This window comes from Bradyrhizobium sp. Leo78 (assembly GCF_059512425.1).
The window spans coordinates 129,986-154,907 of the sequence record NZ_JCAMOT010000018.1; the positions used below are offsets into that span (position 1 = coordinate 129,986).

29 protein-coding genes and 1 tRNA gene are annotated in these 24,922 nt (G+C 63.0%); 15 read left to right on the forward strand and 15 right to left on the reverse strand.

The features are described 5' to 3' along the window. Window positions 1-89: 89 nt before the first annotated feature. Together AC5ZG1_RS22725 and AC5ZG1_RS22730 are read right to left on the reverse strand one after the other, a co-directional pair. Window positions 90-749 carry a class I SAM-dependent methyltransferase gene (locus AC5ZG1_RS22725; protein ID WP_456641598.1) on the reverse strand — a complete coding sequence of 220 codons (660 nt, stop codon included), beginning with the start codon at window positions 747-749 and terminating at the stop codon, window positions 90-92. Window positions 750-1,022: 273 nt separating this feature from the next. Next, window positions 1,023-1,099, reverse strand: a tRNA-Arg gene (locus AC5ZG1_RS22730). Between the two features lie 383 nt (window positions 1,100-1,482). On the opposite strand from AC5ZG1_RS22730, the gene AC5ZG1_RS22735 reads away from it, so the two are divergent. Next, on the forward strand, window positions 1,483-1,686 hold the full coding sequence (locus tag AC5ZG1_RS22735) for a hypothetical protein (protein WP_496134134.1): 204 nt from the start codon (window positions 1,483-1,485) through the stop codon (window positions 1,684-1,686). 95 nt (window positions 1,687-1,781) lie between these two features. Here AC5ZG1_RS22735 and AC5ZG1_RS22740 read toward each other — a convergent pair whose 3' ends face one another. Then, a complete protein-coding gene (locus AC5ZG1_RS22740) occupies window positions 1,782-2,348 on the reverse strand; it encodes an arsenate-mycothiol transferase ArsC (RefSeq protein WP_496134135.1) in 567 nt (188 codons plus the stop codon). 231 nt (window positions 2,349-2,579) lie between these two features. On the opposite strand from AC5ZG1_RS22740, the gene AC5ZG1_RS22745 reads away from it, so the two are divergent. The 3 genes from AC5ZG1_RS22745 (at window position 2,580) to AC5ZG1_RS22755 (ending at window position 3,728) form a co-directional block, all read left to right on the forward strand. Further along, window positions 2,580-2,825, forward strand: a complete 246-nt coding sequence (locus tag AC5ZG1_RS22745) for an H-NS histone family protein (RefSeq protein ID WP_456641597.1) — start codon at window positions 2,580-2,582, stop codon at window positions 2,823-2,825. A 329-nt stretch (window positions 2,826-3,154) separates the two neighbouring features. Then, window positions 3,155-3,421, forward strand: coding sequence for a hypothetical protein (locus AC5ZG1_RS22750; protein ID WP_496134136.1), 267 nt, complete (start codon window positions 3,155-3,157; stop codon window positions 3,419-3,421). 166 nt (window positions 3,422-3,587) lie between these two features. Then, a complete protein-coding gene (locus AC5ZG1_RS22755; RefSeq protein ID WP_165435194.1) occupies window positions 3,588-3,728 on the forward strand; it encodes a hypothetical protein in 141 nt (46 codons plus the stop codon). A 328-nt stretch (window positions 3,729-4,056) separates the two neighbouring features. Here AC5ZG1_RS22755 and AC5ZG1_RS22760 read toward each other — a convergent pair whose 3' ends face one another. The 3 genes from AC5ZG1_RS22760 to AC5ZG1_RS22770 all read right to left on the reverse strand — a co-directional run bounded on the left by AC5ZG1_RS22760 (window position 4,057) and on the right by AC5ZG1_RS22770 (window position 6,072). Next, window positions 4,057-5,178, reverse strand: coding sequence for a helix-turn-helix transcriptional regulator (locus tag AC5ZG1_RS22760; RefSeq protein ID WP_496134137.1), 1,122 nt, complete (start codon window positions 5,176-5,178; stop codon window positions 4,057-4,059). 377 nt (window positions 5,179-5,555) lie between these two features. Then, window positions 5,556-5,789, reverse strand: coding sequence for a hypothetical protein (locus tag AC5ZG1_RS22765; RefSeq protein WP_028166817.1), 234 nt, complete (start codon window positions 5,787-5,789; stop codon window positions 5,556-5,558). Window positions 5,790-5,895: 106 nt separating this feature from the next. Beyond that, window positions 5,896-6,072, reverse strand: a complete 177-nt coding sequence (locus AC5ZG1_RS22770; RefSeq protein ID WP_165435193.1) for a hypothetical protein — start codon at window positions 6,070-6,072, stop codon at window positions 5,896-5,898. 208 nt (window positions 6,073-6,280) lie between these two features. Between AC5ZG1_RS22770 and AC5ZG1_RS22775 the strand changes: the two genes are divergently transcribed. Together AC5ZG1_RS22775 and AC5ZG1_RS22780 are read left to right on the forward strand one after the other, a co-directional pair. Next, window positions 6,281-6,496, forward strand: a complete 216-nt coding sequence (locus AC5ZG1_RS22775; RefSeq protein WP_028166816.1) for a hypothetical protein — start codon at window positions 6,281-6,283, stop codon at window positions 6,494-6,496. A 217-nt stretch (window positions 6,497-6,713) separates the two neighbouring features. Then, complete coding sequence (locus AC5ZG1_RS22780; protein WP_456641593.1) at window positions 6,714-7,070, forward strand: DUF6481 family protein; 357 nt, start codon at window positions 6,714-6,716, stop codon at window positions 7,068-7,070. A 109-nt stretch (window positions 7,071-7,179) separates the two neighbouring features. Here the strand turns inward: AC5ZG1_RS22780 and AC5ZG1_RS22785 are convergent, their stop codons facing one another. After that, complete coding sequence (locus AC5ZG1_RS22785; RefSeq protein WP_028166814.1) at window positions 7,180-7,425, reverse strand: pentapeptide MXKDX repeat protein; 246 nt, start codon at window positions 7,423-7,425, stop codon at window positions 7,180-7,182. 322 nt (window positions 7,426-7,747) lie between these two features. Between AC5ZG1_RS22785 and AC5ZG1_RS22790 the strand changes: the two genes are divergently transcribed. The 3 genes from AC5ZG1_RS22790 to AC5ZG1_RS22800 are packed head-to-tail and all read left to right on the forward strand — an operon-like array spanning window position 7,748 to window position 10,676. Beyond that, entirely contained in the window at window positions 7,748-8,770 is a 1,023-nt protein-coding gene (locus tag AC5ZG1_RS22790) for a TRAP transporter substrate-binding protein (RefSeq protein WP_130225717.1), read from the forward strand. Continuing rightward, window positions 8,767-9,321 carry a TRAP transporter small permease gene (locus AC5ZG1_RS22795; protein WP_496134138.1) on the forward strand — a complete coding sequence of 185 codons (555 nt, stop codon included), beginning with the start codon at window positions 8,767-8,769 and terminating at the stop codon, window positions 9,319-9,321. The genes AC5ZG1_RS22790 and AC5ZG1_RS22795 overlap by 4 nt, the downstream gene beginning before the upstream one ends. Continuing rightward, window positions 9,318-10,676 carry a TRAP transporter large permease gene (locus tag AC5ZG1_RS22800; RefSeq protein WP_456641591.1) on the forward strand — a complete coding sequence of 453 codons (1,359 nt, stop codon included), beginning with the start codon at window positions 9,318-9,320 and terminating at the stop codon, window positions 10,674-10,676. Before AC5ZG1_RS22795 ends, AC5ZG1_RS22800 begins: the two co-directional genes overlap by 4 nt. 427 nt (window positions 10,677-11,103) lie before the next feature. Here AC5ZG1_RS22800 and AC5ZG1_RS22805 read toward each other — a convergent pair whose 3' ends face one another. The 4 genes from AC5ZG1_RS22805 to AC5ZG1_RS22820 all read right to left on the reverse strand — a co-directional run bounded on the left by AC5ZG1_RS22805 (window position 11,104) and on the right by AC5ZG1_RS22820 (window position 16,820). Further along, window positions 11,104-12,132, reverse strand: a complete 1,029-nt coding sequence (locus AC5ZG1_RS22805; protein ID WP_496134139.1) for an IS110 family RNA-guided transposase — start codon at window positions 12,130-12,132, stop codon at window positions 11,104-11,106. A 175-nt stretch (window positions 12,133-12,307) separates the two neighbouring features. After that, a complete protein-coding gene (locus AC5ZG1_RS22810) occupies window positions 12,308-13,207 on the reverse strand; it encodes a hydroxymethylglutaryl-CoA lyase (protein WP_456641590.1) in 900 nt (299 codons plus the stop codon). Then, entirely contained in the window at window positions 13,207-15,213 is a 2,007-nt protein-coding gene (locus AC5ZG1_RS22815; RefSeq protein ID WP_456641589.1) for an acetyl/propionyl/methylcrotonyl-CoA carboxylase subunit alpha, read from the reverse strand. Before AC5ZG1_RS22815 ends, AC5ZG1_RS22810 begins: the two co-directional genes overlap by 1 nt. A gap of 2 nt (window positions 15,214-15,215) precedes the next feature. After that, entirely contained in the window at window positions 15,216-16,820 is a 1,605-nt protein-coding gene (locus AC5ZG1_RS22820; protein ID WP_496134140.1) for a carboxyl transferase domain-containing protein, read from the reverse strand. A 320-nt stretch (window positions 16,821-17,140) separates the two neighbouring features. On the opposite strand from AC5ZG1_RS22820, the gene AC5ZG1_RS22825 reads away from it, so the two are divergent. Both AC5ZG1_RS22825 and AC5ZG1_RS22830 read left to right on the forward strand, forming a co-directional pair. After that, window positions 17,141-17,791, forward strand: coding sequence for a TetR/AcrR family transcriptional regulator (locus tag AC5ZG1_RS22825; protein WP_130225711.1), 651 nt, complete (start codon window positions 17,141-17,143; stop codon window positions 17,789-17,791). A 26-nt stretch (window positions 17,792-17,817) separates the two neighbouring features. Beyond that, window positions 17,818-18,291, forward strand: coding sequence for an Lrp/AsnC family transcriptional regulator (locus AC5ZG1_RS22830; RefSeq protein ID WP_130225710.1), 474 nt, complete (start codon window positions 17,818-17,820; stop codon window positions 18,289-18,291). Here AC5ZG1_RS22830 and AC5ZG1_RS22835 read toward each other — a convergent pair. Next, window positions 18,288-18,749 carry a MarR family winged helix-turn-helix transcriptional regulator gene (locus AC5ZG1_RS22835; protein ID WP_496134141.1) on the reverse strand — a complete coding sequence of 154 codons (462 nt, stop codon included), beginning with the start codon at window positions 18,747-18,749 and terminating at the stop codon, window positions 18,288-18,290. The genes AC5ZG1_RS22830 and AC5ZG1_RS22835 overlap by 4 nt on opposite strands. Window positions 18,750-18,797: 48 nt before the next feature. On the opposite strand from AC5ZG1_RS22835, the gene AC5ZG1_RS22840 reads away from it, so the two are divergent. Beyond that, window positions 18,798-19,250, forward strand: coding sequence for a DUF2000 domain-containing protein (locus tag AC5ZG1_RS22840; RefSeq protein ID WP_496134142.1), 453 nt, complete (start codon window positions 18,798-18,800; stop codon window positions 19,248-19,250). Window positions 19,251-19,276: 26 nt separating this feature from the next. Here AC5ZG1_RS22840 and AC5ZG1_RS22845 read toward each other — a convergent pair whose 3' ends face one another. Continuing rightward, window positions 19,277-19,585, reverse strand: a complete 309-nt coding sequence (locus AC5ZG1_RS22845; protein ID WP_035691450.1) for an ETC complex I subunit — start codon at window positions 19,583-19,585, stop codon at window positions 19,277-19,279. 223 nt (window positions 19,586-19,808) lie between these two features. Here AC5ZG1_RS22845 and AC5ZG1_RS22850 point away from each other — a divergent pair, with 223 nt between their 5' ends. Continuing rightward, entirely contained in the window at window positions 19,809-20,963 is a 1,155-nt protein-coding gene (locus tag AC5ZG1_RS22850; RefSeq protein ID WP_028166802.1) for an OpgC domain-containing protein, read from the forward strand. A gap of 185 nt (window positions 20,964-21,148) precedes the next feature. Here AC5ZG1_RS22850 and AC5ZG1_RS22855 read toward each other — a convergent pair whose 3' ends face one another. Continuing rightward, complete coding sequence (locus tag AC5ZG1_RS22855) at window positions 21,149-22,960, reverse strand: carbamoyltransferase family protein (protein WP_496134143.1); 1,812 nt, start codon at window positions 22,958-22,960, stop codon at window positions 21,149-21,151. Window positions 22,961-23,315: 355 nt separating this feature from the next. Here AC5ZG1_RS22855 and AC5ZG1_RS22860 point away from each other — a divergent pair, with 355 nt between their 5' ends. Then, window positions 23,316-23,591 (forward strand): hypothetical protein, encoded by a 276-nt coding sequence (locus AC5ZG1_RS22860; protein WP_130225706.1) that lies wholly within the window; start codon window positions 23,316-23,318, stop codon window positions 23,589-23,591. Window positions 23,592-23,689: 98 nt separating this feature from the next. On the opposite strand, the gene AC5ZG1_RS22865 is transcribed toward AC5ZG1_RS22860, so the two are convergent. Then, on the reverse strand, window positions 23,690-24,466 hold the full coding sequence (locus AC5ZG1_RS22865) for a cyclase family protein (RefSeq protein WP_496134144.1): 777 nt from the start codon (window positions 24,464-24,466) through the stop codon (window positions 23,690-23,692). Window positions 24,467-24,671: 205 nt separating this feature from the next. Between AC5ZG1_RS22865 and AC5ZG1_RS22870 the strand changes: the two genes are divergently transcribed. Further along, window positions 24,672-24,911 (forward strand): hypothetical protein, encoded by a 240-nt coding sequence (locus tag AC5ZG1_RS22870; RefSeq protein WP_130225705.1) that lies wholly within the window; start codon window positions 24,672-24,674, stop codon window positions 24,909-24,911. The last annotated feature ends 11 nt before the right edge of the window (window positions 24,912-24,922 follow it).

Sequence of the window (24,922 nt, forward strand, 5' to 3'; positions counted from 1 at the left end):
CCTTTGTCGCCCGATGCGAGAAAATGGTTCGGATCGAGTTGCCGAAAAATCGGATCTTTCGCATCGGCAGGCTGGGCGGGTACCCAGCCTTAGTGTCGAACGAAGCGGAACTGCTGGGTGCCGTGCTCGCGCGGATCCGGGCTATGCTCGGCGACGCGATAGCCCTCGTGCGCGGCGAGGAATGATTGCGCCGGAATCCAGTTCCTGGCGTACTTGACGAGCTTGTCCTTCGACGTCGGCAGCGCTCCCGGTCCATTGTCGCTGAGGAAGGATGTCTGCACCTCTGCCTTGGCATTGGCGTCGCTGATCGGCACGCGATACCATGCCATCGCCGCAGGCCGCGTGGCACACAAAGTGCGGATGGTCTCGATTGCTTCCGGGACGTATTGGATGGCGCCGTTCGAGTGCATCAGCTCGATGTCTCCGAGCCAGTCGGCGGCTTCGCGGATATCGCTGAAGAACATCAGCCGATTGGTCGCCAACTGACGCGCGCGGCGCGCCATGGCCGGCGTTTCCACCACCGCCCAGCGGATGTCCGGCGCCTGCTTGCGGGCGAGCTTGTAATGCAGGCCGGCGCCGCCTCCGAAATCGAGCACTGAATTGATCCCGGCCACGAGCGGCCAGTCGCCGGTAGGATCGTAAGCGATGGTCTTGTGGAAGATCGTCTCGACCAACTCCTCGCTCTCATACCCCTCGATGACTTCGCGAGGCGGGAACAGCTTGCGTTTTACTCTCTGCATCAAGGTCATCGACCCCTCCCGTCCAAGCTTTTTTCGGCAGCGTCCACCTCCCTACTGTCAGAAACATTTGGAAACAATTCGGCCGGGTGCGAATTACGGTCGCGGCCCTTACCTGCGCGAGGGAGATTGCGTCGGCGCTGCAATTCGGTTGGCCCTGCGGGCCTGCCCTGGGCGGTCGCATCTCGGGGATTGCGAGGCCCGCCCGTCTGATTTCAAGGAGGCTGCCGTCAGCCCTGACTGGACTGTGGTGGTGCGGAAGATGGCAGCGGGTGATTCGGCGAATGGCGATCCCAGCAGGATTCGAACCTGCAACCCGCGGAGTAGAAATCCGCTACTCTATCCAGTTGAGCTATGGGACCGTCTTGGCGCGGTATCGGCCATCGAGCCTTTCAATAATATAATCGTGGACCTGCCGCCAGCATGGCAGAGCCCAAAATAACAGTAAAAACATGACGCTGGGATCCAGGCGGAGACCCGCGACGTGGTCTTCCTGACGCCCACCGATCCTGCGCCTGTTCGACGGGGTCGATAAACCGCCGGCGTGGTGTCGCCGCCTCGGTGACGGAGCCCCGGCAACTTGGCAACGGCACTCAAGTCCTGGTCTTCATGGCTGTTCGATCCGGTCGCTGCAACGCGGAATCTCAGCCTTAAGTAGTGGCAGTGGTTTCCCGGATATATCGCGATCACCGCTCAGCGTAAAAGGTATCCAGAGAATGCACGCGTGCGTATGGGAGTTGCGTAATTGCGGCAGAAGCTCCGGATTTCCAGGAACCGACGATCATTATTGGAACTATTTTCACCTGATCTACTCGAACAGCTCGCCGAGTTGGAATGGTTAAGAGAGCAGGTCAGGCAGGCGGAAAAGCTGAATCCGCAGCAGATACTGACTCAATTCAAAGCTTACCGGCAGCAGAAGGCGACCAAGGCCAGGCGGACCGCGCACTAGTCTTCCACACCCACGACGGCCGGCAGATCGATCTCCGTTAGGCTGCCTCCGACGACGGCTGCGCTACGCCTGACGATGAAGACGATCCGCGCCGTTCAGGACGCGCGCGCGTCCGAAAGCGAGCCCAATAGATCGTCGACGTGGCGGTCGATCAAGGCCAAGGCAATGGCAGGCTTGGCGACGTCCACGTCGTCCACATGCCAGTATCTCACCCTGTCCGCCATCTCCGGAAAACGCCGTTCGATGAGCGGCCGATGCTCTGCTTCCTTCAGCGCGATGATGAGATCCGCGCTCTCCAGGTCAGGCAGGGTACAGGGTTGAGGGTACCGCAAGTTTCCGATCGGCCGGATGCCCCTGGCCTGCAGACCATCGAGAGCGAAAGGCGACATTGGGCCGACATTGTCGGGCGATCCTCTTTCCGCGGCCCCTTTCGAGAAGGCGCGCCAGTTCAACTCGGCCAGCCCTGCGCGGTGATTGAATAGCTCTTCTGCAAACCGGCTGCGATAATAATTGCCTGTGCACAGGAACAACAGTTGATGAGCCATCGCGAAAGAATCATGAGCTGAGAGAGGGCGCCGCCGTCCCGATTGATATCGATGGTCGCTTTCTTGCGCAATTGCGCGAGGGCTGCAGAAAGGTTCGCAAGCTGCGAATTTGATCATCAAATCATCTTGCAGACGATGATGCACTCTTACACGGATTCGTCATTGTTGAGGCACGTTTTGTCGCAGCGTACCCAGCGGGAGGCGGGTGGATAATGAGCGATCATTATGAGGTTGGGATCGTGATGGAGTCATGTCATGAGACGAACCGAACTCAAGCGGATGAGTTCTGACCGCCTGTGGACGTTGCGTGTCGAACTCGCTGACGTCCTGCGACAGAAGATTCAGTCGATGAAGGCGCAGTTGGAAGATCGTCTGAGGAAGCTGCGGGTCCCCGCTTCGGCGCGTCGGCCATATCCGGAGATACGGCCCAAGTACCGCAATCCTGATCAGCCATCGGAAACCTGGGCTGGTCGAGGCAAGAAGCCACGCTGGCTGGTCGCGCAGCTGAGGTTGGGAAAACGGATCGAGGATTTCAGAATCAAGGTGCGGAAAAAGAGCCGGATCGCCGACGGCCTGGCGCGCGTCGGCAGGTAGTGTCCGGCGGGCGAGGAACGAAACCGCGGGGCCAGCGTCGAATCCCAGCCTCCGGTCGAACGCCCCCTACCCCCACCGGCCGGAGGAAAACCTCCAAGGTTGGCGGCCCCAGCGCACCCTGGGGCCGTTTGATGAGTAGCGCGCTCGGGCGAGACGTCTTCCGGGGCAAGGCTCCGCGGCTCGCGCGACCGCTGGAGAGGCACGCGGGAGGCGCTTTGGCATGGTTAATCCCTCGTTGCCGAATTTGGCAAAGGTCTTGCTAATCGCTGCTCCGACACTGCAGCCCCCGACGAGGCTGCGCCGAGTTGGATCAAGCGGGAGCAATGCCCATGGGTGCCGCGTCTCAGACTGGGAATTCCAGCATCACCGCGTTACGTGACGTCATCGTCATCCAGACGATGCTCAAGGATCTGCAAAGGTCTGTCAGGATCCTCGATTGCGATATCGCGACGGAGGAAGCCTCCGGAGGGGTCAGCAACGCTGCGGACCCGCGATATCCGCTGCTCGCCAGAACGCTCTCGACGCGACGGGACAATCTCAAATCGACCATCCGGGCGCTGAGCGACCGCCTGGGCCAACTGACGGCAACGGTGTAGCCCCCTGTTCGGGTGGATAGGCGGGCTGCCGGTTATTGGCGGCCAGAGCAGCCGGTTATTGGCGGCCAGAGAAGATGGGCAGGTTTGCGTCCAGTGCGCCTTGCTGGCGGCGCCGGCATGCCTTAAGGCGGCTCGCAGATTCCCGTCCGCGATTCACTGGAACTCGATGAGAAAACTGCTTGTCACGCTCTCGGCTGCCCTTCTGGTGGGGGCCTGCCTGCTGGTACTCCGGAACGAACTGCACGCAAGGCCCGCCACGCAGTGCGGCTTCTGGGGCGAGATGGAAGCCGGAATGTCCTGCCGGTAAAATTCGCCGCCGTTCTCGGCCCTGGAACAATGGCCTGAATTGGAGCAGAGCTGACGCGAGCGGCGAAGATCAATGCCGCCGCGTGGTTTGGCCCCGCCAACCACGCCCCGAGCAAAACCCGGGCGCGCCAATTCCCAAAAGCTTGGTCTCGTTGCCATCGTCGGAGGTGAGGCGCTGCTGGCGCCCGCCTCACCCGACCGTCGGTCATGCCGATCTCTTCACCGGTCGCGGGCGCGCCGACATTCCCCAAATGGGAACTGTCCGATGATTTTCTCTGGCGTTCGAGGGCGATACGGCCGGTCTGCCGGGCCTTGCGCCGGCAACCGGGCTATTTGAGCACCAGCCGCGCCAATAGCGCCGCCAGTTCGCCTTGCCGCGACACGCCCACCTTGGAGAACACGCGCTTGAGGATGGTCCGGGCGCTCTCCTCGGTGATGCCGAGCTTGTCGGCGGCGTCGCGCGGCGACTGGCCGGTGCCGACCAGCGCCGTCACCCTCGCCTCGCCCAGCGTCAGGCCGAGCACATCGCGGATCAGCGACGGGTCCGGTGGGCTGCTGTTGTCGGGGTCGACGACAAGGATGAGCAGCCTGGCCTGGGTCAGGAACTGGTTGATGCTGTTGGCCGCCATCGAGACCGGCAGGACATAGAGCGCAAGCGGCCGTCCCGACGTCCGCCGGTGCACGATGATCGGCTTTTCGCCAGCCAGAACATCCTCGGGACGGTACGCCGCGAGACGTTTCATCGCCGCGGAGGCCGGCGAATTCAGCGCCAGCGATCCCGCGGCAAGCTTCTCCTCCACGATCTCGAGCCCATCCCCGAGCAGCGACTCCGCCTTCGGGTTGGAGAAGATCACGCGGCCGACCGAATCGAGCACAAAGACCCCGGTTCCCAACCTCGCGAGCGCGGCGCCGAGGCCAAGCTTGCTTAGTTCGGAGTCCATCAGGCGAATGCCAAGGCGAAGCGAGCGCTCGACGTGACGGCCGAGCTCGGCCACGAGATCGAGCTCGGCGTCGCTATAGACCGGCTTGCTGCTCGCGCGCTGGATGCTTATCGCCACCTCGATCTTCGCATCCGGCGAGACCGTTGCGGCGGCGAAATATTTCAGGCCGTGTTTCCGAAGCAGCTCGGAATAGAAGGGGTCGGTTGCGATGTCCTCGTCGGAGACGACGTCACGGTCGGTCAGGACATCACGATTGAAGAAATAGCCGCGCTCGCGCGCACGGATCGCGCGGATATCCCGAAACGTCCACTCGCGCATGTATTCTTCCGCGATCACATCGAGCGAGGCGGACTGGATGGCGCCAAAACTTCCGTCGTCCCTGCCATAGAGCAGGATAGCGCCGACATCGTCGAGGCAATCGGCAATCCTCTGCAGGGCCAGCGGCCAATGCGACGGCTCCGCCGCGGATTGATAGATGGCGTCGATGGCCTTCAGCAGATGATGCGACATTGAACCGACAAACCGAATGACGAGTGAACGCGTGGCAATCAATCACGAGGATTGAATGCCCCGCACAATGCATTTGGATGTCAGGAAACGATAACGGGCAAGTCCGTACGATCACGGCCTTTGCATGGGTAAGCGCAACCACTGACGGCCGATCGCGGTCAGCCATCCCGTGAGGCGCAAATTACTGCTTATCGGACGGAAAACTCCAAGAGTGTCGAACGCCAGTCGCTTCGTGCAATGCACGCACTAGACCACGAAAGCCCGCCTCGCGCCAACGCGGGAAGGTCCGCGCGAATCTCAGGGTATAGCGGTCACGTCCGCGGTTATTTTGCGGCGGTCACACGCGATGCGTGCTGACCTGTCGATCAACGGGAAGCCTAACCGGGCGACGGCTGCTCCGCGTGCGCACGCGCGCGCTCCGGCCTTGCATCCCTGGTGCAGGTCGTCATGACAAAGGCGATGCGGCTGCATTGCCACCCCGGCCCGAGCGCCGCGCTCGCCACCGTCTCCTGAGAGAGGCTGCCGGCTGACAGGAGCGCCACGCCAAGACCGATCACGACGATAGCGGCCAGCAGCGCTAATCCCTTGCGGCTATAGAGTTGGTGGATCATGCGATCGTTCCTGTTCAGTTTGTGCGGAGCATAGGACCTCGTCGCCCCTCTTCCTGTGATCGGAATCACAGTCGCCCCGCGGCGTTTTAGCGCTGGCGCCCGCCGCTTATTGCGCCGGCTGGATCACGTTGCAGTTGGTCCGCCCGGACATCAGGCAGTCCTGCATCTTGCTCGCCGCGGTCAGTTCGCGCGCCAGCCACAAGCCCGCTGCCAGCATCGCGGCCGCAATCAAGAGACCGGCAATCGCGCCGCGGCGGCTGCCGCCTCCCCTCGGGTCTGTCATGATCGTGTCGGTTCCCGCACCGTCACCGCAGAAGAGATCGTGGTTGCAGTAGCTGCTTCGCAAGTGCCCGTGTGATCACAACAACTTCAGATCAAATCTGCAAAGCCTGGGCATAAGTGTCGCAAATCCGTTGCGCGCGTCCCCGCGCTGCTCAACACTGCGCGCCTTCCGGGAAGCGCGTGTGCGGAGCGTGCCATGGGTAAACAACATGGGTAAACAAGAAACGGGCTACGACTATCATCGCTACAAAAAACTGCTGGCGGAAGCGGTCGACGAGAGCAAGCGGCTCGAATTGATCCAGCTCCTGATCCGCGAGAAAGCCCGGGACAAGCTCGAAGCGCAGCGGACCTCCGATCGCGTGGCCATGACGGCGCAGACGGTGGCCAGGGTGCTGGGAACCTCCCGCCACCGCGACAGCTTCTAGCTCGGCCAGAATTTTAGCGAAGTTCGACGCGCATCACCGTATTGCTCTCGGCGATGGGCTCACTTCTCCCGCGCGCACATTGCGGACTACGGATAGCTTCCCCGTTTGGCATGCCAAATTGGACGCTGGCATTTTGCCCCGGGTTCACTTATGTGCTGTGCCGAACCCGATTTTCATCATTCCTCCAACCAGCAGTGAAGATAACAAGGCTCTCTGTATGAGCGGCTTCAAGGAACCGAACTTTTCCGACCGCCAGAAGGCTGCGCAGCAGTCCCGGCAGAACATTTTGCAAAAATTCCGTTCCCGTCCCGGGCCCGATGATCCCGCGGTGCAGGCGCGCGCCGCCGAGCGCGCGGCGCTCGCCGCCAACCGGGAGCAGGCAAGGCTTGCGCGCGAGGCGGCCAAGGCCGAGCAACAGCGCCTCGCGGAAGAGGCTGCCGCCGCGGAAGTGGCGCGAATCGCTCGCGAGAAGGAAGAGGAAGCCGCGCGGCAAGCCGCGCTCGAGGCCGAGCAGAAGGCCAAGCGCGACGCGCGCTACGCCGCCCGCAAGGAACGCGGCAAGAAAAAGCGGTGAGGCTTTGCTGCGACACCATCGAGACCAGCAAAGTTTGCTCTCGATACTCGATGTAAAGGACTCTCCGCGAGAAGCGCTCGCGGCGAGTCCTTCTCAGACGCGACGGCGATCAGTTCTTCTTCATGCCGTCGTCTTTCTTCATCGCGTCGTCCTTCTTCATCATCCCGTCGCTTTTCTTCATGCCGTCATGCTTCGACATGGCATCCTTGGACATCGTGTCCTTGGACATCGTGTCTTTCTTCATGGCGTCGTCCTTGCCCATCTTGTCCTGAGCGAAGGCTGCAGGCGAGAGCGCGACGCTGAGGGCGACGAGAGCGGCCGAGACGCTGAGGCCGATACGGGTCGAGAAGGTCATGGTGGTCATCCTTGCTGAGGGGTGATCGTGGAGCGACGTCTGCCGCTCTCCCCTCGACGCGGCCGGAACGGCCCTTGTTACCCTCTCACAAAGTCTTGAAAGAGTACGCGGAGCGGCGCTGCCTGAAAATTAGGCCTTGGCACATCGTCCGCCGCAGTGTGCGGTGCAAACATACCCGCTCCAGGTGTGACGCTTGGCGTCATGCACCGGGCCGCCTCAAACTATCAGACTAGAGAAAATTCTGGCAAATTCGCCTAAATGCGGCCCTCAAGTTCCGCCTTATCGCCAAACAAGAACAGCTTTTGCCAATGGGAGAAACTTTATGCTCACTCGCCGTCACCTTTTTGCCACGGCGCTTGCCGCGCCCGCGGTGCTGCGCTTCGGCGTCGGAACCGCTCATGCCGCGACCACGCTGAAAGTCTCGCACCAGTTCCCCGGCGGCACCATCGACAAGGGCGATTTTCGCGACCGGCTGTGCCGGATGTTCGCCGCTGAGGTGGCGAAGCGCTCGGGCGGCGAGATCGCTGCCGAAGTCTATCCGAATTCCTCGCTGATCAAGACCAATGCGCAGTTCTCGGCCATGCGCAAGGGCGCGCTCGATATCAGCCTCTACCCGATGCCCTATGCCGGGGGCGAACTGCCGGAGACCAATATCGGCCTGATGCCGGGCCTGGTCACGACCTACGATCAGGGCCTGCGCTGGAAGAAGGAACCGGTCGGCAAGGCGCTCTCCGACTTCCTGGCGGATAAGGGCATCATCCTCCTGACCTGGGTCTGGCAGGCCGGCGGCGTCGCCAGCCGCTCCAAGCCGATCGTGGCGCCCGAGGACGCCAAGGGCATGAAGGTGCGCGGCGGCTCCCGCGAAATGGACATGGTGCTGCAGACGGCCGGCGCAGCTGTGCTGTCGGTGCCCTCCAACGAGCTTTATGCTGCGATGCAGACCGGTGCCTGCGACGCCGGCATCACCTCCTCCACCAGCCTGATCTCGTTCCGCCTGGAGGAAGTCGCGAAATCGCTGACCTCCGGCGCCGGCACCTCCTACTGGTTCATGCTGGAGCCGTTGATGATGTCGAAAGCGATCTTCGACAAGCTGCCGAAGAAGCAGCAGGACGTCATCCTTGCGGTCGGCGCGGAGCTCGAGGCCTTCGGCAAGAAGGGCGCGCAGGACGACGATGTCGAGGTCGCCAAGGTCTACGAGAAGGCCGGGGCAAAGGTCAGCGCGCTTGACGCAGTCACCGTCAACAAGTGGCGCGACATTGCGCGCGATACCGCCTGGAAGGACTATGGTGCTAAAACCGCGACGGCAGCCAATTTATTGAAGCTCGCAAGCGACGTCGCCGCATGATGCATGGTCCGGTCGCGGATCAAGCCGAACGCCAGACCGCCGTCACGGGCAATGTATTCGTGGCGGCGCTGTCGCGCGGGCTTGGCATCTGCAACAACATCATCGTGGTCTTCGCGTCCATCGCACTGATCGCGGCCTGCGTGATCCTGAGCTACAGCGTGCTCGGCCGCGCGCTGTTTCACAGCCCGAACTATTGGCAGGACGAAGCCGCGGTATTCCTCCTGGTTGGCGCGACCTTCATGACGGCGGCCTATGTGCAGGCCCAGCGCGGCCACGTCAGCATCGAGGCCTTCGTCGGGCTGATGTCGCCGCTCGCAAATCGCATCAGGCTGTGGCTGGTCGATGTCGCTAGCCTGGCCTTCTGCGCCTTCTTTGCCTGGAAATCCTGGACGTTGGCGCATGAAGCCTATGTCGATGGCCAAGTCTCGAACTCGATGTGGTCGCCGCCGCTTGCGATCCCCTACGTGCTGATGGCGCTGGGTATGTCGCTGCTCTGCCTGCAGCTCCTGCTGCAGATCATCATTCCCATGATGGGTGGTGCGCGCCGATGACTGTACTTGGGATCGGCATCAGCTACGGGCTTGCCACCCTGTTTGCGATGTTCTCGGGCATGCCCATTGCGTTTGCTTTGGGCGCAGTCGCGGTCGTGTTCATGGCGATCTACATGCCGACGGCCTCGCTCGATACCGTGACGCAGAACGTCTACGAGGAGATGGCCTCGATCACGCTCTTGTCGATCCCGCTGTTCATCCTGAAGGGCGCGGCGATCGGCAAATCCCGCGCGGGCCAGGATCTCTATTCGGCGCTGCACGCCTGGTTGCACCGCGTGCCCGGCGGGCTCGGGGTTGCCAACGTGTTCGCCTGCGCGCTGTTTGCCGCTATGGCGGGATCCTCGCCGGCGACCTGCTCGGCGATCGGCTCGGCCGGCATCCCCGAGATGCGCAAGCGCGGCTATTCCGGCGGCTTTGCCGCGGGGATCATCGCCGCCGGCGGCACGCTCGGCATCCTGCTGCCGCCCTCGATCACCATGATCCTGTTCGCAGTCGCGGCGGAGAAATCGCTGGGGCGCCTGTTCCTCGCCGGCATCGGACCGGGCCTGTTGCTGGTGACGCTGTTCGGCATCTACGCGATGTTCCGTTTTCGCAAGGAGTATGCGGCCGCGCGCGCCGCCTATGACGCGACCGGTGCGGATGCCGCGATCCTGCAGCGCGACGAGTTCACGATGGCCGACCGCTTCAACGCGCTGCCGCGGGTGCTGCCGTTCGTGCTGCTCCTGACCGGCGTGATGATCGCGCTCTATGGCGGCTACGCGACGCCGTCGGAGACCGCCGGCCTCGGCGGGCTGTTGGCGCTCGGGCTGATCGCGGTGATCTATAGCGTCTGGAAGCCGAGCGACCTCGAGCCGATCCTGAAATCCACCATCCGCGAGTCGACCATGCTGATGATGATCATCGGCATGTCGCTGCTCTATTCCTACGTGATGAGCTATCTGCACATCTCGCAGTCGGCCGCGGAGGCGATCGTCGCGATGCACCTGCCGCGCTGGGAATTGCTCGTGGCGATCCTCCTCATGGTGATCGTGCTCGGCTTCTTCCTGCCGCCGGTCTCGATCATCCTGATGACCGCGCCGATCATCCTGCCGCCGCTCCGCGCCGCCAATTTCGACATCATCTGGTTCGGCGTGGTGATGACCATCGTGATGGAAATGGGCCTGATCCATCCGCCGGTCGGATTGAACATCTTCGTCATCCGCAACGTCGCGCCCGATATCCCCTTGAGTGAGGTGATCTGGGGCACGCTGCCCTTCGTGCTGCTGATGATGCTGGCAGTGCTGCTTTTGTGTTTCTTCCCGGGAATCTCGACGTGGCTGCCGGATCTCGTGATGGGTCCGGAGAGCGTGCGGTAACTTTCATCCGTCATTGCGAGCGAAGCGAAGCAATCCATCTCGCCGCTTGCGCCAGTGGGGGCAGTGGATTGCTTCGCTCGCAATGACGGCAATCAATTGTAGGGTGGGCAAAGCGGAGCGTGCCCACCACTTCTTGCGGAGGGCGGATGGCGGGCACGCTCCGCTTTGCCCACCCTTCTGTAACGGGCCTTGCTCAGTCAATCCCTTTTTGCGTCATCCGCTCGCCGGGGTCTCGCTTCTGTACGGGGTCGGTGCAAGACCGCCACCTGATGGGGTTGGAGAGGATCGGTCGGCCAATCTACAGGAGCGTGGTTACGAGCCACCTGGTGGGCAACGGCCTGACCTGATCCATCGTCCCGGCGAAGGGACTTCGCTTCGAGAAGGCCTGGTGTGGTGACCCGCCCGAAAACCTGGTGTGCGCCTCCTGTCAGGCTGCCGCCGCGGCGGCGTTGAACGGGGTTTGATCGACCAGCATGCGATGCATGATCACCGCCAGGCGGCGGGCGAGCGCCACCTTGGCTTTGCTGATGCCGGCGCGGCGGGCGATCCGCATCGCCCAGCTCTTCAATTGCGAACAGCCCTTGACCGGCTTGGTCAGCATGACGTGGGCGGCCTCGTAGAGCGCCGTGCGCACCGCGCCGTCGCCGATCTTGCTGATCCGGCCGGTGTAGTCGGTCTCGCCGGACTGGTGCTTCTTCGGCGTCAAGCCGAAATGCGCCCCCACCTGCTTGGATGATTTGAAGCGGTGCGGATCGTCGATGGCGCTGGCATAGGTCAGCGCCACGATCGGGCCGACCGCGGGGACCGACGTCAGCAGCCGGGCCTGCATGTCGGCTCGCGCCATGCTGCGGGTCTGCTTCTCGAACGCCGCAAACTCCTTGCGCAGGATCTCGCGCACCGCCAATAGCGCACCGGCGATCCGCTCAAGATGCGGATGGCCGGCGACGAGGGCCTGGATCCGTCCGGCAAACTCGCGCTTCGTCGGCGTGCCGACCTTGAGACCGAAGCCGCGCAGGATCCCGCGCAGGCTGTTCTCGACGTCGAGCAGCTTCGATTGCACCAGCTTGCGGGCGGTCAGCGTCGCCCGCGTCTCCTGCGCGCTCAGCGACTTGCAGTGCACCGGCCGGAACCAGCCCAACCGGATCAGCTGCGCGATCCCCCGGGCGTCGTTGCGATCCGACTTCACCGGCATGGCCTTGAACGCATCCCGCACGTGCCGCGTCTCCAGCAGCTCCACGGCGAGCCCGGCCGCCTTCATCTTTGCAAACAGCCATTGCGACAGCGGGCCGGCCTCCAGCCCGATCCGCTCAAGACCGTAGCCGAGCGCGCGGAACCAGGCGATCAGCGCCTCCGGCTCGCTCGCCACCTTGGCTTCCCGCACGATCTTGCCGTTGGCGTCAACCACACACACGCTCGAGCATTCCAATGACACGTCGATTCCGGCATAGTGCTCCATGGTCGTCTCTCCTCGATGCTTGGAGCGAGGTCCATCCTCGACTCCGTCACACCATCAATGTGAGGGACGACCGCCCGCCCTCCAAGCAAGCCGCGCGCAGCGCGCCACCCATAGCGCCGTAGCAAGCGCGGCTTGCTTGGAGGGCAGACCGCGGCCCGTTACCCCATCTACAAAGCTAGCGCTTCTTCTTCGCGTTCAGCGCGTTGGCGACGCGGCTTACCGGCGGACGGCCGAGCAGACGGCTCACTTCGTTGGTTGCGGCGAGCAGCTTGTCCATGTCGACGCCGATTTTGATGCCCATGCCTTCGAGCATGTAGACGACGTCCTCGGTGGCGACATTGCCGGTGGCGCCGGGGGCATAGGGGCAGCCGCCGAGGCCGCCGGCGGCTGAATCGATGACGCGGACGCCCTCCTCCATGCCGGCGTAGAGGTTGGCGAGCGCCTGGCCGTAGGTGTCGTGGAAATGCATCGCGAGGTTTTGTGCCGGTACCTCGCCTGCGACCGCTCGCATCAGGTGCCGCGCCTTGACCGGCGTGCCGACGCCGATGGTGTCGCCTAGCGATATCTCATAGCAGCCGAGATCCCACAGTGTCCTGGCAACGTCGACGACCGCCTGCGGCTTCACCTCGCCGTCGAAGGGGCAGCCGAGCACGCAGGAGATATAGCCGCGCACCTTGATGCCGTCGGCCTTGGCACGCGCCAGCACCGGCTTGAAGCGCTCGATCGATTCCGCGACCGAGCAATTGATGTTGGCGCGGGAAAAGCCTTCGGACGCGGACGCGAACACCGCTATCACCTTGGCGCCGGCGGCCTGCGAGGCCTCATAGCCCTTCTCGTTCGGCACCAGCACGTGGAATTCGCCGGGAAGATGGCTGACGCCGCGCAGCACCTCGGCCGATCCCACCATCTGCGGGACCGCCTTCGGCGACACGAAGGCGCCGACCTCGACGATCGGCAAGCCGGCGCCGATCAGTCGCTCGATGAAGGCGATCCGATCGGCGACGCTGATCGGCGTCTTCTCGTTCTGCAGCCCGTCGCGCGGGCCGACCTCGACGATGCGGACGGGCTCGCTCATCACGCAGCCACCGGCTCGACTTCGGCGAGTTCGACGCCCTCGCCGACGATATCGCCCACCTTGCATTTCAGCTTCTTCAGCACGCCGGCATACGGCGCGCGCAACGTCTGTTCCATCTTCATCACTTCCAGCGTCAGGATCGCCGCGCCCTTCTCCAACATCGCGCCCTCTTCGGCAAGCAGGGCGACAACAGTGCCCGGCAGCGGCGCGACGATTTTGTCCTCGCCGACCTGCTCCTCGGTTTCGCCGCCGAACGGATCGACCCAGTGCAGATCGAAGCGGCCGTTGCGGGTACGCAAATAGAGCTCGTGACCCTCGATCACGGCCACGACACCGGATTTCGTGCCATCAAGCGTCAGATCAAAGCCCTCATCCGCGGACGGCGCCAGCGCCAGCGCGAACGTGCGATCGCCGACCGACACCGTCGACGGCCCGTTGCCGTAGCGCAGCGTCACCTTCTGTTCCGCGCCCTGCCCCTGCCGGAACGAAAACACCCGCTGCCGTTGGCCGACCGGCATCCAGCCGAAGGTCTGCCACGCCGAATGCGCCTCCTTCCGTGCAGCCTTCTGCTCCTCATTCAAGATCGCAGCGACCGCGGCGCACAGCTCGAACGCACCGGCAGCCCCACGTTCTGCGGTCAGGCTCTTCAGTTCGCGCTCAATGAAGCCGGTATCGATGGCATTCGCAACCACAGCAGGATGCGTCACCAGCGCCGACAGGAACGGGATGTTGGTGACGATGCCGCGGACGTCGGTTTCTTCCAGCCCGCGATTGAGCTTCTCGATCGCGATCTCGCGCGTCGGCGCCCACGCGATCACCTTTGCCAGCATCGCGTCATAATACGGCGAGACGTTGTCGCCGCTGCGATAGCCGGCATCGATGCGCAAACCGTCGCCCTCCTCCGGCGTGCGCCAGGTCTTGATGCGTCCGACCGACGGCATGAAATTCTTCTGCGGATTTTCCGCATAGACCCGCGCCTCGATGGCGTGGCCGTTCAGCTTGATTTCGTTCTGGGTTAGCGGCAGCTTCTCGCCGAAGGCGACGCGGAGTTGCCATTCCACGAGATCGACGCCGGTGATCAGTTCGGTGACGGGATGCTCGACCTGCAGGCGCGTGTTCATCTCGATGAAGAACACGTCCCTGCCATCGGAGACGAATTCGATGGTGCCGGCGCCCACGTAATTGACAGCCGCGGCCGCCTTTCGCGCGGCGGCGCAGACGGTCTCGCGCTGGGTGGCATTCAGCGTCGGCGACGGCGCTTCCTCGATCACCTTCTGGTGCCGGCGCTGCAGTGTGCATTCGCGCTCCCATAGCGAGAGCAGATTGCCATGGCTGTCGCCGATGATCTGCACCTCGATATGGCGCGGGTTCTGGACGTATTTCTCGATCAGCATGCGGTCGTCGCCGAATGCCGCCTTGGCCTCGCGCTTGGCGCTGATGATTGCAGCCGACAGCTCGGCTGCTGAATTGACCACCCGCATACCGCGGCCGCCGCCGCCGGCCGAGGCCTTCACCAGCACCGGGAAACCGATACGCTCCGCGGCATTCGCCAGAGTGGCCTCGTCCTGCGCCTCGCCGTGATAGCCGGGCACCAGCGGCACATCAGCCTTCTCCATCAGCGCCTTGGAGCCGGATTTCGAGCCCATCGCGTTCATCATCTCGGCCGTCGGGCCGACGAACACCAACCCTGCCTCGAAGCAGGCTTGTGCGAATTCCGCGTTCTCGGACAAGAAGCCGTAGCCGGGATGAACAGCCTCGGCCCCGGTCTCGCGCGCCGCTTCGATCACGCGCTGGATGTTGAGATAGCTGTCGCGCGCCCGGGCCGGGCCCAGCAGCACGGCCTCGTCGGCGAACGCGACATGCAGGGCATCGCGGTCGGCCTCGGAATAAACCGCGACGGTGCGCAGGCCCATGGCCTTGGCGGTGCGGATCACGCGGCAAGCGATCTCGCCGCGGTTGGCGATCAGCAGGGTGCGAAAACGCCGGTAGAGCTTTGAGCGGTCCATCGTCACATCCTGAACAGGCCGAACTTCGTCGGCTCGATCGGCGCATTGGCGGCGGCCGATAGCCCGAGGCCGAGCACAAGGCGCGTGTCGGCGGGATCGATCACGCCGTCGTCCCAGAGCCGCGCGGTGGCGTAATAGGGATTGCCCTGGCTCTCATATTGCGCGCGGATGGGCGCACGGAATTTATCCTCTTCCTCTGCCGACCAGGTGTCGCCCTTGGCTTCGATATTGTCGCGCCGGACCTGGCTCAGCACCATCGAGGCCTGCTCGCCGCCCATCACGGAGATGCGCGCATTCGGCCACAGCCAGAGGAAGCGCGGGCTGTAGGCGCGGCCGCACATGCCGTAATTGCCGGCGCCATAGGAGCCGCCGATCACGACGGTGAATTTCGGCACGCCGGCGGTCGCCACCGCAGTGACGAGCTTGGCACCGTCGCGCGCGATGCCGCCGGCCTCGTATTTCTTGCCGACCATGAAGCCGGTGATGTTCTGCAGGAACACCAGCGGGATGCCGCGCTGGCAGCACAGTTCGATGAAATGCGCGCCCTTCAGCGAGCTTTCGCTGAACAGGATGCCGTTGTTGGCGATGATGCCGACCGGAAAGCCCCAGATATGGGCAAAGCCGCAGATCAGCGTGGTGCCATAAAGCCGCTTGAACTCGTCGAATTCGGAGCCATCGACGATCCGCGCGATGATGTCGTGGACGTCGAACGGCTTGCGGCCGTCGGAGGAGACCACGCCATAGATCTCCTCGGCCGGATACAAAGGCTCTCGCGGCTCGCGCATGTTGAGCGTGGCGCGCGCCGACGGCTTCAATGTGGCGACGATGCGCCGGGCAATGCCGATCGCATGCGCATCATTCTGCGCGTAGTGGTCGGTGACGCCGGACTGCCGCGAATGCACGTCGGCACCGCCGAGTTCTTCCGCGGTGACGACCTCGCCGGTCGCGGCCTTCACCAATGGCGGGCCGCCGAGAAAGATCGTCCCCTGATTGCGTACGATGATGCTCTCGTCCGACATCGCCGGCACATAGGCGCCGCCGGCGGTGCAGGAGCCCATCACGATCGCGATCTGTGGGATGCCCGCGGCCGACATCTGCGCCTGGTTGTAGAAGATGCGGCCGAAGTGGCGCTCGTCCGGGAAGATCTCGTCCTGCATCGGCAGGAAGGCGCCGCCCGAATCGACCAGGTAGACGCAGGGCAGATTGTTCTGCCGCGCGATATCCTGGGCGCGCAGGTGCTTCTTCACCGTCATCGGATAATAGGTGCCGCCCTTGATGGTGGCATCATTGGCGACGATGATGCATTCGCGGCCCGAGATGCGTCCCACCCCGGTGATCACGCTCGCCGAATGCACGTCGCCGCCATAGAGGCCATTGGCCGCGAGCGGCGACAATTCCAGGAATGCGGTGCCGGGATCGACCAGGAGGTCGACGCGGTCGCGCGCCAGCATCTTGCCGCGCGAGGTATGCCTGATACGGGACGCCTCGCCCCCGCCGCCCGCAACCTGGCTCAGCTTGTCGCGGAGCTCGGCCACCAGGCCGCGCATCACCTCGGCATTGCCGGAAAATTCCTGGGATTTAGGATCGATCGTGGAATGAAGCTGCATGTTGCGCTTTTCTGCCGCGTGTTTCGACAATCTTCAAACTAGAATATCGCGGCTCATCGCGCGATAGGGCCCGCCACTCAAGCCGGATGATTCCCGCCTTGCGAAATTGACCACCGCCGCCGGTTTCGACGCCATGATTCCTCCCGTCGCTATGGATCCTATATCGAAACGATCATACGTTTTTTTATCATCCTCTCAAGAGGCTCGACATTGAGCGATTACCAAGGTTATAGCACATTGATTTCGCTTGATTTTCCGACTATAAACATACGATCGTTCGCTAGTTTCCCGCTCTTTCTAACGCTCCCGCGAGGGTCCCGATGGCGCGCACGATCGGCTCACACGGTCCAACGACGCTGGAGGCGATCCGCAAAGCCGGAACGCGCCTGATCTTCGAGCATGGCTATGAGGCCATGAGCCTGCGCCAGCTCGCCGCCGAGGTCGGCATCCAAGCGGGCTCGCTCTACAACCACATCAGCACCAAACAGGAATTGCTGTTCGACCTGGTGCAGCACCATATCAACGAGCTGCTGCGCCAGCTCGATCTTGCGCTCGACGGCAAGAGCGGTCCGGAGGAAAAAATCCGCGCCTTCGTTGCCTTCCACGTCAGCTATCACATGACGCGCAAGCGCGAGGTCTACATCGCCAATTCCGAGCTGCGCAGCCTGGAGCCGAAGAATTATGCGGCGGTGATCGCCTTGCGCGAGGCTTATGAGCGGCGCCTTGCCGACATCCTCGAGGAAGGTGTTGCGCAGGGCGTCTTCGAATTGGTGGATGTGCAGGTCGCGACCTTTGCGATCCTGGCGATGCTGACCGGGCCCTGCACCTGGTATCGTCCCGGCGGCCGGCTCTCGAAGGAAGCCATCATCGCCACCCATGAAAAGCTGGTGCTGTCGGGCATTGCGCCGCAGGCGGCCACTCCCCCTGCCCGCGTCAGCCGTAGGGCAACCCGGCGTGTCGCCGCAGGATAATTCGTTCGTCAACGCACGAGGCATTCATGACGGAGCGCGCCGAGCTCGACGAGATCGACCGGAAGATTTTGTCCGAGCTTCAGCAGGACGGCCGGCTGCGCTACAACGATCTGGCGCAGCGGGTTGGCATCTCCGCGCCGGCCTGCCTGCGCCGCGTCCGTGTGCTGCGTAGCCGCGGCGTGATCAGGGACGTCCGTGCGAGCCTTGACGAGCGGACGCTCGGTTACGAGGTGGTGTCCTTTGTCCTGATACAGTTGACCAGCCAGAACCAGGCCACGTTGGAGGCGTTCGAGGCGTCGATCGCCCGTCTGCCGCTGGTGCAGCAATGCTGGCGCATTTCAGGCGAGGCAGACTTCCTGCTCAAATGCGTGGCAACCGGTGTTCAGGGCATGCACCAGCAGCTCCTGCAGTTCTCGGCGATGGCTGAGGTGCGCACCATCAGGAGCTTTCCGGTGCTCGGCGTCTCCAAGGACGCACCGCTGCCGCTCCCGCTTCCCTAGCCAGACGTACCAACCTTGCGCAGCATGCGGTGGAAGCGCGGCCAATCCTTGCCGAGGAGTTCTGCGACTTCGGCATTGAGCTTTTCCATCGCGGAATCCAGCGGGGCTCGCAGCGCCCGCCCGCGCTCCGTCAGGTAGAGATGGTAGATGCGCCGGTCGCTCTCATCGGCGTGGCGCCTGATCAGACCCGAGCGCTCGAGCCGGTCTATGACGCCGGTCATGGTCGCGCTGTCGATCACAAGGCGCGCGCCGAGCTCAGCCGCCGTCTGCGCGTCCTCTTCCCAGAGCACGCATAGCGCGGCGTACTGCACCGGCGTCACATCGTGCTCGGCCAGCAATTCCTTGGCGCGCCGTGTCACCCGCTGCTGCGCCTTTCCGAGCAGGAAGCTGATGCAGTCCTCGATCTTGTCCATCGTTCCCTTATAGCCGCCGGGGCGTTCTGGGTTGACGTTTTTCACGCACGCATGTTACTTGTGTACAAGTTACTTGTACAGCGGGGGTTGATGATGTCGCATCCTGCCGATCGCAATGCCGAGGAAGGCGCGTCCGAGCTGCAACGCTGCGTGGCGGTGATCGATGCGGGGTTGCCCCTTGGCAAGGCCGCCAACGCCGCCGCCGTGATGGCCCTGACGATGGGCGCCCGCCACCCTCACCTCGTCGGCGATGCGCTGATCGATGCCGCGGGCAATCCCCATGCGGGACTGATCCCGATCGGAATTCCCGTGCTGGGCGCGCCGAAGGAGGATTTGCCGCGAATCCGGCAGAAGGCAGCCGAGGCGGGAATTGAGATCGTCGACTTCCCCGTGCAGGGACAAGAGACCAACGACTACGGCGAATTCCGGCGCATGATGAGCGGCCTTGCGCCGGATAGCATCGAATATCTCGGGATCATGCTGTTCGGCACGAGGAAGCGGGTCGGCCGCATCGTCGGCAAATATTCGCTGCTACGGGCGCCCTGAGAGCACGCTTACATGCTGCTGGTTAGTTAGTGCGTCCAGGGCTCGCCGCGGCGGAACGAGAAATTGTCGGCATAGGCGATCTGCCGGTGGAGCGATTCCTTCGGCTCGAGCACCTGGTAGGGGATGCCCTTGCGTTCGCAATAGGCGATCGCCTCTTCCTTGGTCTGGAAGCGCAGCGTGAGCTGCTGCTTCATGTCGCCGGACGAGGTCCAGCCCATCAGGGGTTCAACCATCCGCGGCTGTTCCGGCTCGTAATCGAGCTGCCATTCCCTGGTCTTGGCACGCCCCGATTGCATCGCGTTTTTGGCGGGCTTAAAAATGCGAGCTGTCGTCATGGATCGTCGAACCTTCGGGGATTGTGCGACATGGAGCGTGTGGAGGGAACGCCCGGGATAGTATACAGACACCTTTCACGGATGTGATGGGTGATTCCTGAACCCGGATGTTACCTTTCCGTCCGGTATAGCCATTCTACCGCGCTGTGACAATCTGGCCGCGGATGGGCTCGAATGTCTCGCGGCGCGGCCTTCTCGAAAGCATCACTTCGAAGCGGGACCCATGAAAATCAACGCCACCCTGCCCGAAAAGGGACGCGATCTCCGGCTCGACCTGTTTCGCGGGGTCGCGAACTGGGCGATTTATCTCGATCATATCCCCGACAATGTGGTGAATTGGATCACCACGCGGAATTACGGTTTCAGCGACGCCGCCGACCTGTTCGTCTTCATCTCCGGCTATACCGCCTCCTTCGTCTACGCCCGGATGATGCTGGAGCGCGGCTTCGTCGTCGGCGCGACCCGGCTGACCAAGCGCGTCTGGCAGCTCTACGTCGCCCACATCATCCTGTTTGTGATCTACATCGCCGCAATCAGCTACCTGGCGTTGCGCTTCGGCGATTCAAACCTTATCAACGAATTCAACGTCGCCGGCCTCGTCGACAACGCGACCGAGACCCTGCGCCAGGGCCTGTTCCTCAAATTCAAGCCGGTCAACCTCGACGTGCTGCCGCTCTACATCGTGCTGATGGGCCTGTTCCCGCCGGTGCTCTGGTTCATGCTGCGGCAACCGAACCTGACCATGCTCGCCTCGATCGCGCTGTGGCTGGTGTCGCGCCAGGTGGGGTGGAACCTGCCGGCCTATCCGGCCGGCGTCTGGTACTTCAACCCGTTCGCCTGGCAGGTTCTGTTCGTGTTCGGCGCCTGGTGCGCACTCGGCGGCGCGCGGCAGAATGCCAACATCATCAACTCGCCCTACACGCTCTGGTTCTGCGTCGCCTATATGATCTTCGCGCTGATCATGACCATGGCCGGCCGCTTCCCGGATTTCGGCGCCATGTTCCCGGACTGGCTCTATTCGGCCTTCAACCCGAACGACAAGACCAACCTCGCGCCTTACCGCTTCATCCACTTCGCGGTCATCGTCATCCTCGTGATCCGCTTCATCCCGAAGGATTGGGCGGCACTGGAATGGAAGGTGTTCGATCCGCTGATCGTCTGTGGCCAGCAGTCGCTCGCGGTGTTCTGTGTCGGCGTGTTCCTGTCCTTTGTCGGGCACTTCGAGCTGTCGATGAGCTCTGGCTCGCTGCTCGCGCAGATCTTCGTCAGCGTCACCGGCATCGCGATCATGACGATCGTGGCCTACTACATCTCCTGGTCGAAACGGCAGGACAAGCCGCTGCCGAAGACGCCACCGACCCCGGCGAAGGCGACGTAGCGCCATCTTCCGCCTCTCCCCCGTTCTTCACGGGGCCGGGACGAGCAGAGCTCGCCCTGAGAGGGTTGGGGTGAGGGGCTGCTTCCGCAAAAACGGTGAGAGTCTGACTCGCGGAGACCCCCCCTCACCCGGATCGCATCTTACGATGCGATCCGACCTCTCCCCGCAAGCGGGGCGAGGTAATCTCAACTCGGCGGCGGGGCAGTCGAGGCGACGATGCTGGCGACATCGCCATAGGTCCTGACCAGCGGCGCGACGACCTTGTGCATCCGGCCCTTCGACACGATCGTGTCGTGCAGGATCAGGTTGTCGATCCCTGTGGCGAGGAAGCAGTTCACGGCGTCCTCCGGCGTCTCGATGATCGGCTCGCCCTTGACGTTGAAGGAGGTGTTGATCAGCACCGGCACCCCGGTCAGCGCCTCGAACTCCTTCAGGAGCCGGTAGAGCCTCGGATTGGTCGCCTCGCGCACAGTCTGCACGCGCGCCGAGCCGTCGACATGGACGATGGCCGGAATCTTGTCGCGCCACTCGGGACGGACCGGCTTGGCGATCAGCATGAACGGCGAATCCTCCTCACCTTCGAAGATCTCCGTCATCCGCTCGGCCAGCACCAGCGGCGCAAACGGGCGGAACGCCTGCCGGTGTTTGACGCGGCTGTTGAGGATGTCCTTCATCTCTGCCCGGCGCGGATCGGCAATCAGGCTGCGATTGCCGAGCGCGCGCGGCCCGAACTCGGACGGCCCCTGGAACCAGCCGATCACGCGCTGGTCGGCGAGCAGCTTGGCGGTATCGCGGCAGATATCGTCGCTGCGCCTGGCGTCCACCTGCACACGCACCAGGAACTTCTGCAACGCGGCCGCGACCTCCGCCTCGCTATAGGGCCTGCCGACGAATGCGTGCTCCATCACGAAGTTGCGCCGCTGTTTCAGGATCTCGAGCCAGCCGTAATAAGCGCAGCCGATCGCGGTGCCGTCGTCGCCCGCCGCCGGCTGGATCCAGACATTCTCGAAGCCGGCTTCCCGCGCAATCCGTCCGTTGGCCACGCAATTCAGCGCGACGCCGCCGGCGATGCAGAGGTTGTTGGCGCCCGTGGTCTCGCGCAGCCAGCGCGCGCGGGCGAGCAGCACGTTCTCGGTGTCGTCCTGCACGCGCCAGGCGATGTCCTCCCAGTGACGCATCGCCGGGCTCTTGTCCCAACTGCCGCTGTCGAGCAGATAGGGTTGATTGAATTCGCTGGTCCATGGCGGCACGCGCAACTTGCCGTCGCTCATGTCGAGGAGATGCTTGACCTGCTCGCGACGGCCGTAGGGTGCAAGGCCCATCAATTCGCCGCACTTGTTCCAGTCGCCGAACACGTAGGACGAGACACGGCTATAGAGCGCGCCGAGGCCCGGCATATTGTAGAACTCGTCGCTGAGCATGCCGCGCGAAGGCTCCATGAAGACCTTCTTCAGGCACTCCAGCTTCTCGCCCTCGAACCGGTAGTAGCTTTCGGATTCGCGCGCCAGCGGCGACGCCGCATCCGCATTCGGATACTGCTCCATGACGTCGGACTGATAGTTGCCGACGCCGTCGACCACCATCACCACACCCTCATCGAACGGCGACACCGCAAATGCGCTGTAGGCATGCGCCAGATGGTGGGAGAGCGATACCACCTTGCCCGAGGTCGAACGAAACAGCGGATGTTTCGACGCTTCCTGCCGCTCGGGATACGGAAGAAAGCCGGCCATGTCCTGATAGATCAGCCGCTCTTCCAACTCCGGCACCGGCAGGATGTAGCAATTGCTGACGACCAGATCGACATCATCGAGCGTGATGCCCTCGGCCTTGAGGCAATAGTCGATCGCCTCCTTGTAGAATCCGGACGCGTGCTTCTCGCGCGTGATCCGCTCCTTGGCGATCGCAAAGGCGATCGCGCCGTCGCGCAACAGGCAGGCGCTGACGTCATGATCGTAGGTGTTGAGGCCGAGGACGTAGGTGTGCTGCTTGGGCATGGGGACTCGTCAGGCGGGAATCATCGCGTGGCTTAGGATACGCGATCGTGTCGACATCAAGTTCTCTGCGGGATTTTGTCGAAATCTTTTTCGCCATGGTTCGGCGGCGCACAAATCATTGGATACGAGGAAGATGAACAAGATGAACGACGGATGAACGGCAAGACAAACGATGCATTTCTGCAATCGGGACTATAACTTGACCTCCCCCGACACGCCCAATAGAGTTTTTGCGAAGCGCAAGAACGTTCGACAAAATTTTGTCTTAGTGCATCTGAACTAGTGGCTGTCTCAAACGTCTAAGCAAGACAGTTCGGATTGTTTGGATGTCTGGAAGTGACCGGGAGATTACTGAATGGTTAAACGCTACAATTTCCTGACGCGCTGCCTTGCCGCGGTGGCATTGCTGTTCGTCTATGTCGCCAGCACCTCGGCGATTCTGGTCGGCGCGACCACCTCGTCGGCGCAGGCGCAGTATCGCGGACGCGGCGGTTGGGGTCGCGGTCGCGGCGGATGGGGTTATCGCGGCGGTTATCGCCGTGGCTGGTATCCCCGCGGCTACGGCTACTACGGCGGCTATGGTGGCCCGCGCTGCTGGTGGACCCCGCGCGGCGTTCGCGTCTGCAGGTAGTAGCGTTAGCCCGACGCTACTGCACTAGATCAAAGGAAAAATCAGGTGCGTCGGAAACGGCGCACCTGATTTTCTTTTGGCAAGAGAGCTCTCGCGGCTCAGCTCTCGAGCATCGCGACCGCCCGCGTCCAGCCAGCGGAAGCGCGCTCGATCTTCACCGGGAAGCACGACACCATGAAGCCGGTCGAGGGCAACAGTTCGAGATTGTGCAGCTTCTCGAGGTGGCAATAGCCGATGTGGCGGCCGGCCTTGTGGCCTTCCCAGATCAGGCTGGCATCCCTCGTCTCGGCATATTTCTTCGCGGTGTAGACGAACGGCGCATCCCAGCTCCAGCCGTCGGTGCCGGTCAGCCGCACGCCGCGCTCCAACAGATACATCGTCGCCTCATAGCCCATGCCGCAGCCGGAGACGACATAATCCGGCCGGCCGAATTTCGCGCCGGCGCTGGTGTTGACGACGACGATCTCGAGCGGCTTGAGCGTATGGCCGATGCGGATGAGCTCCTCCTCGACATCCTTGGCGCTCGCGACATAGCCGTCCGGTAGATGCCGGAAGTCGAGCTTGACGGCCGGCTGGAAACACCATTCCAGCGGCACTTCGTCGATGGTCCAGGAGCGCTCGCCGCGGTTCATCGTGGGATGGAAGTGCCAGGGCGCATCCAGATGCGTGCCGTTATGGGTGGAGAGATTGACCTGCTCGACCGCCCAGCCCTGCCCGTCCGGTAGATCTTCCGCTCGTAACCCCTGGAAGAATTCCAGCATCCGCGGCAGGCCCTGCTGGTGGTCGATATACTGGATGGTCGGATGGTTGCCCGGCGGATCGGCCGGCACGTCGTTCTGCAGGGGGACGGAGATGTCGATCAGTTTGCGCGCCATGGTCTGTCCTCTCGGGTTTCCTCGATGAAATTCTGGATCAGTACGCCGATCCCTGCAACGTCAGCAGAAATCTCGTAGTCCGGGTGGAGCGCAGCGCAACCCGGGCTACGGACACACACGGCGGGCCTTTTACCAATGGTTAGCCTTACCGATGTTGCCACAGGAACGTCATTCACCAGCCTTCATTGACGTGCAAGGAGTGCGGATGACGAACGAGCTCGACAAGATCGACCGGACGCTCGACGAAATGCTGGTGAACCTGGGCGCCATCGTGCTCAAGCTCGCCTCGGTGTCGAAGACCGCGGCAGAGCGGCGGGCGCTGGCTCAATCCGTCCATCAGTACACGGTCTGCGCCGAGCGATCGAGCGATCCCCGAGTCCAGCGCCTGCGGGTGGAACTCGAAGCGACCCTCCAGCCTCCGCTGAAACTGATCTCCAGCCGGTAGCGCCGACGCAT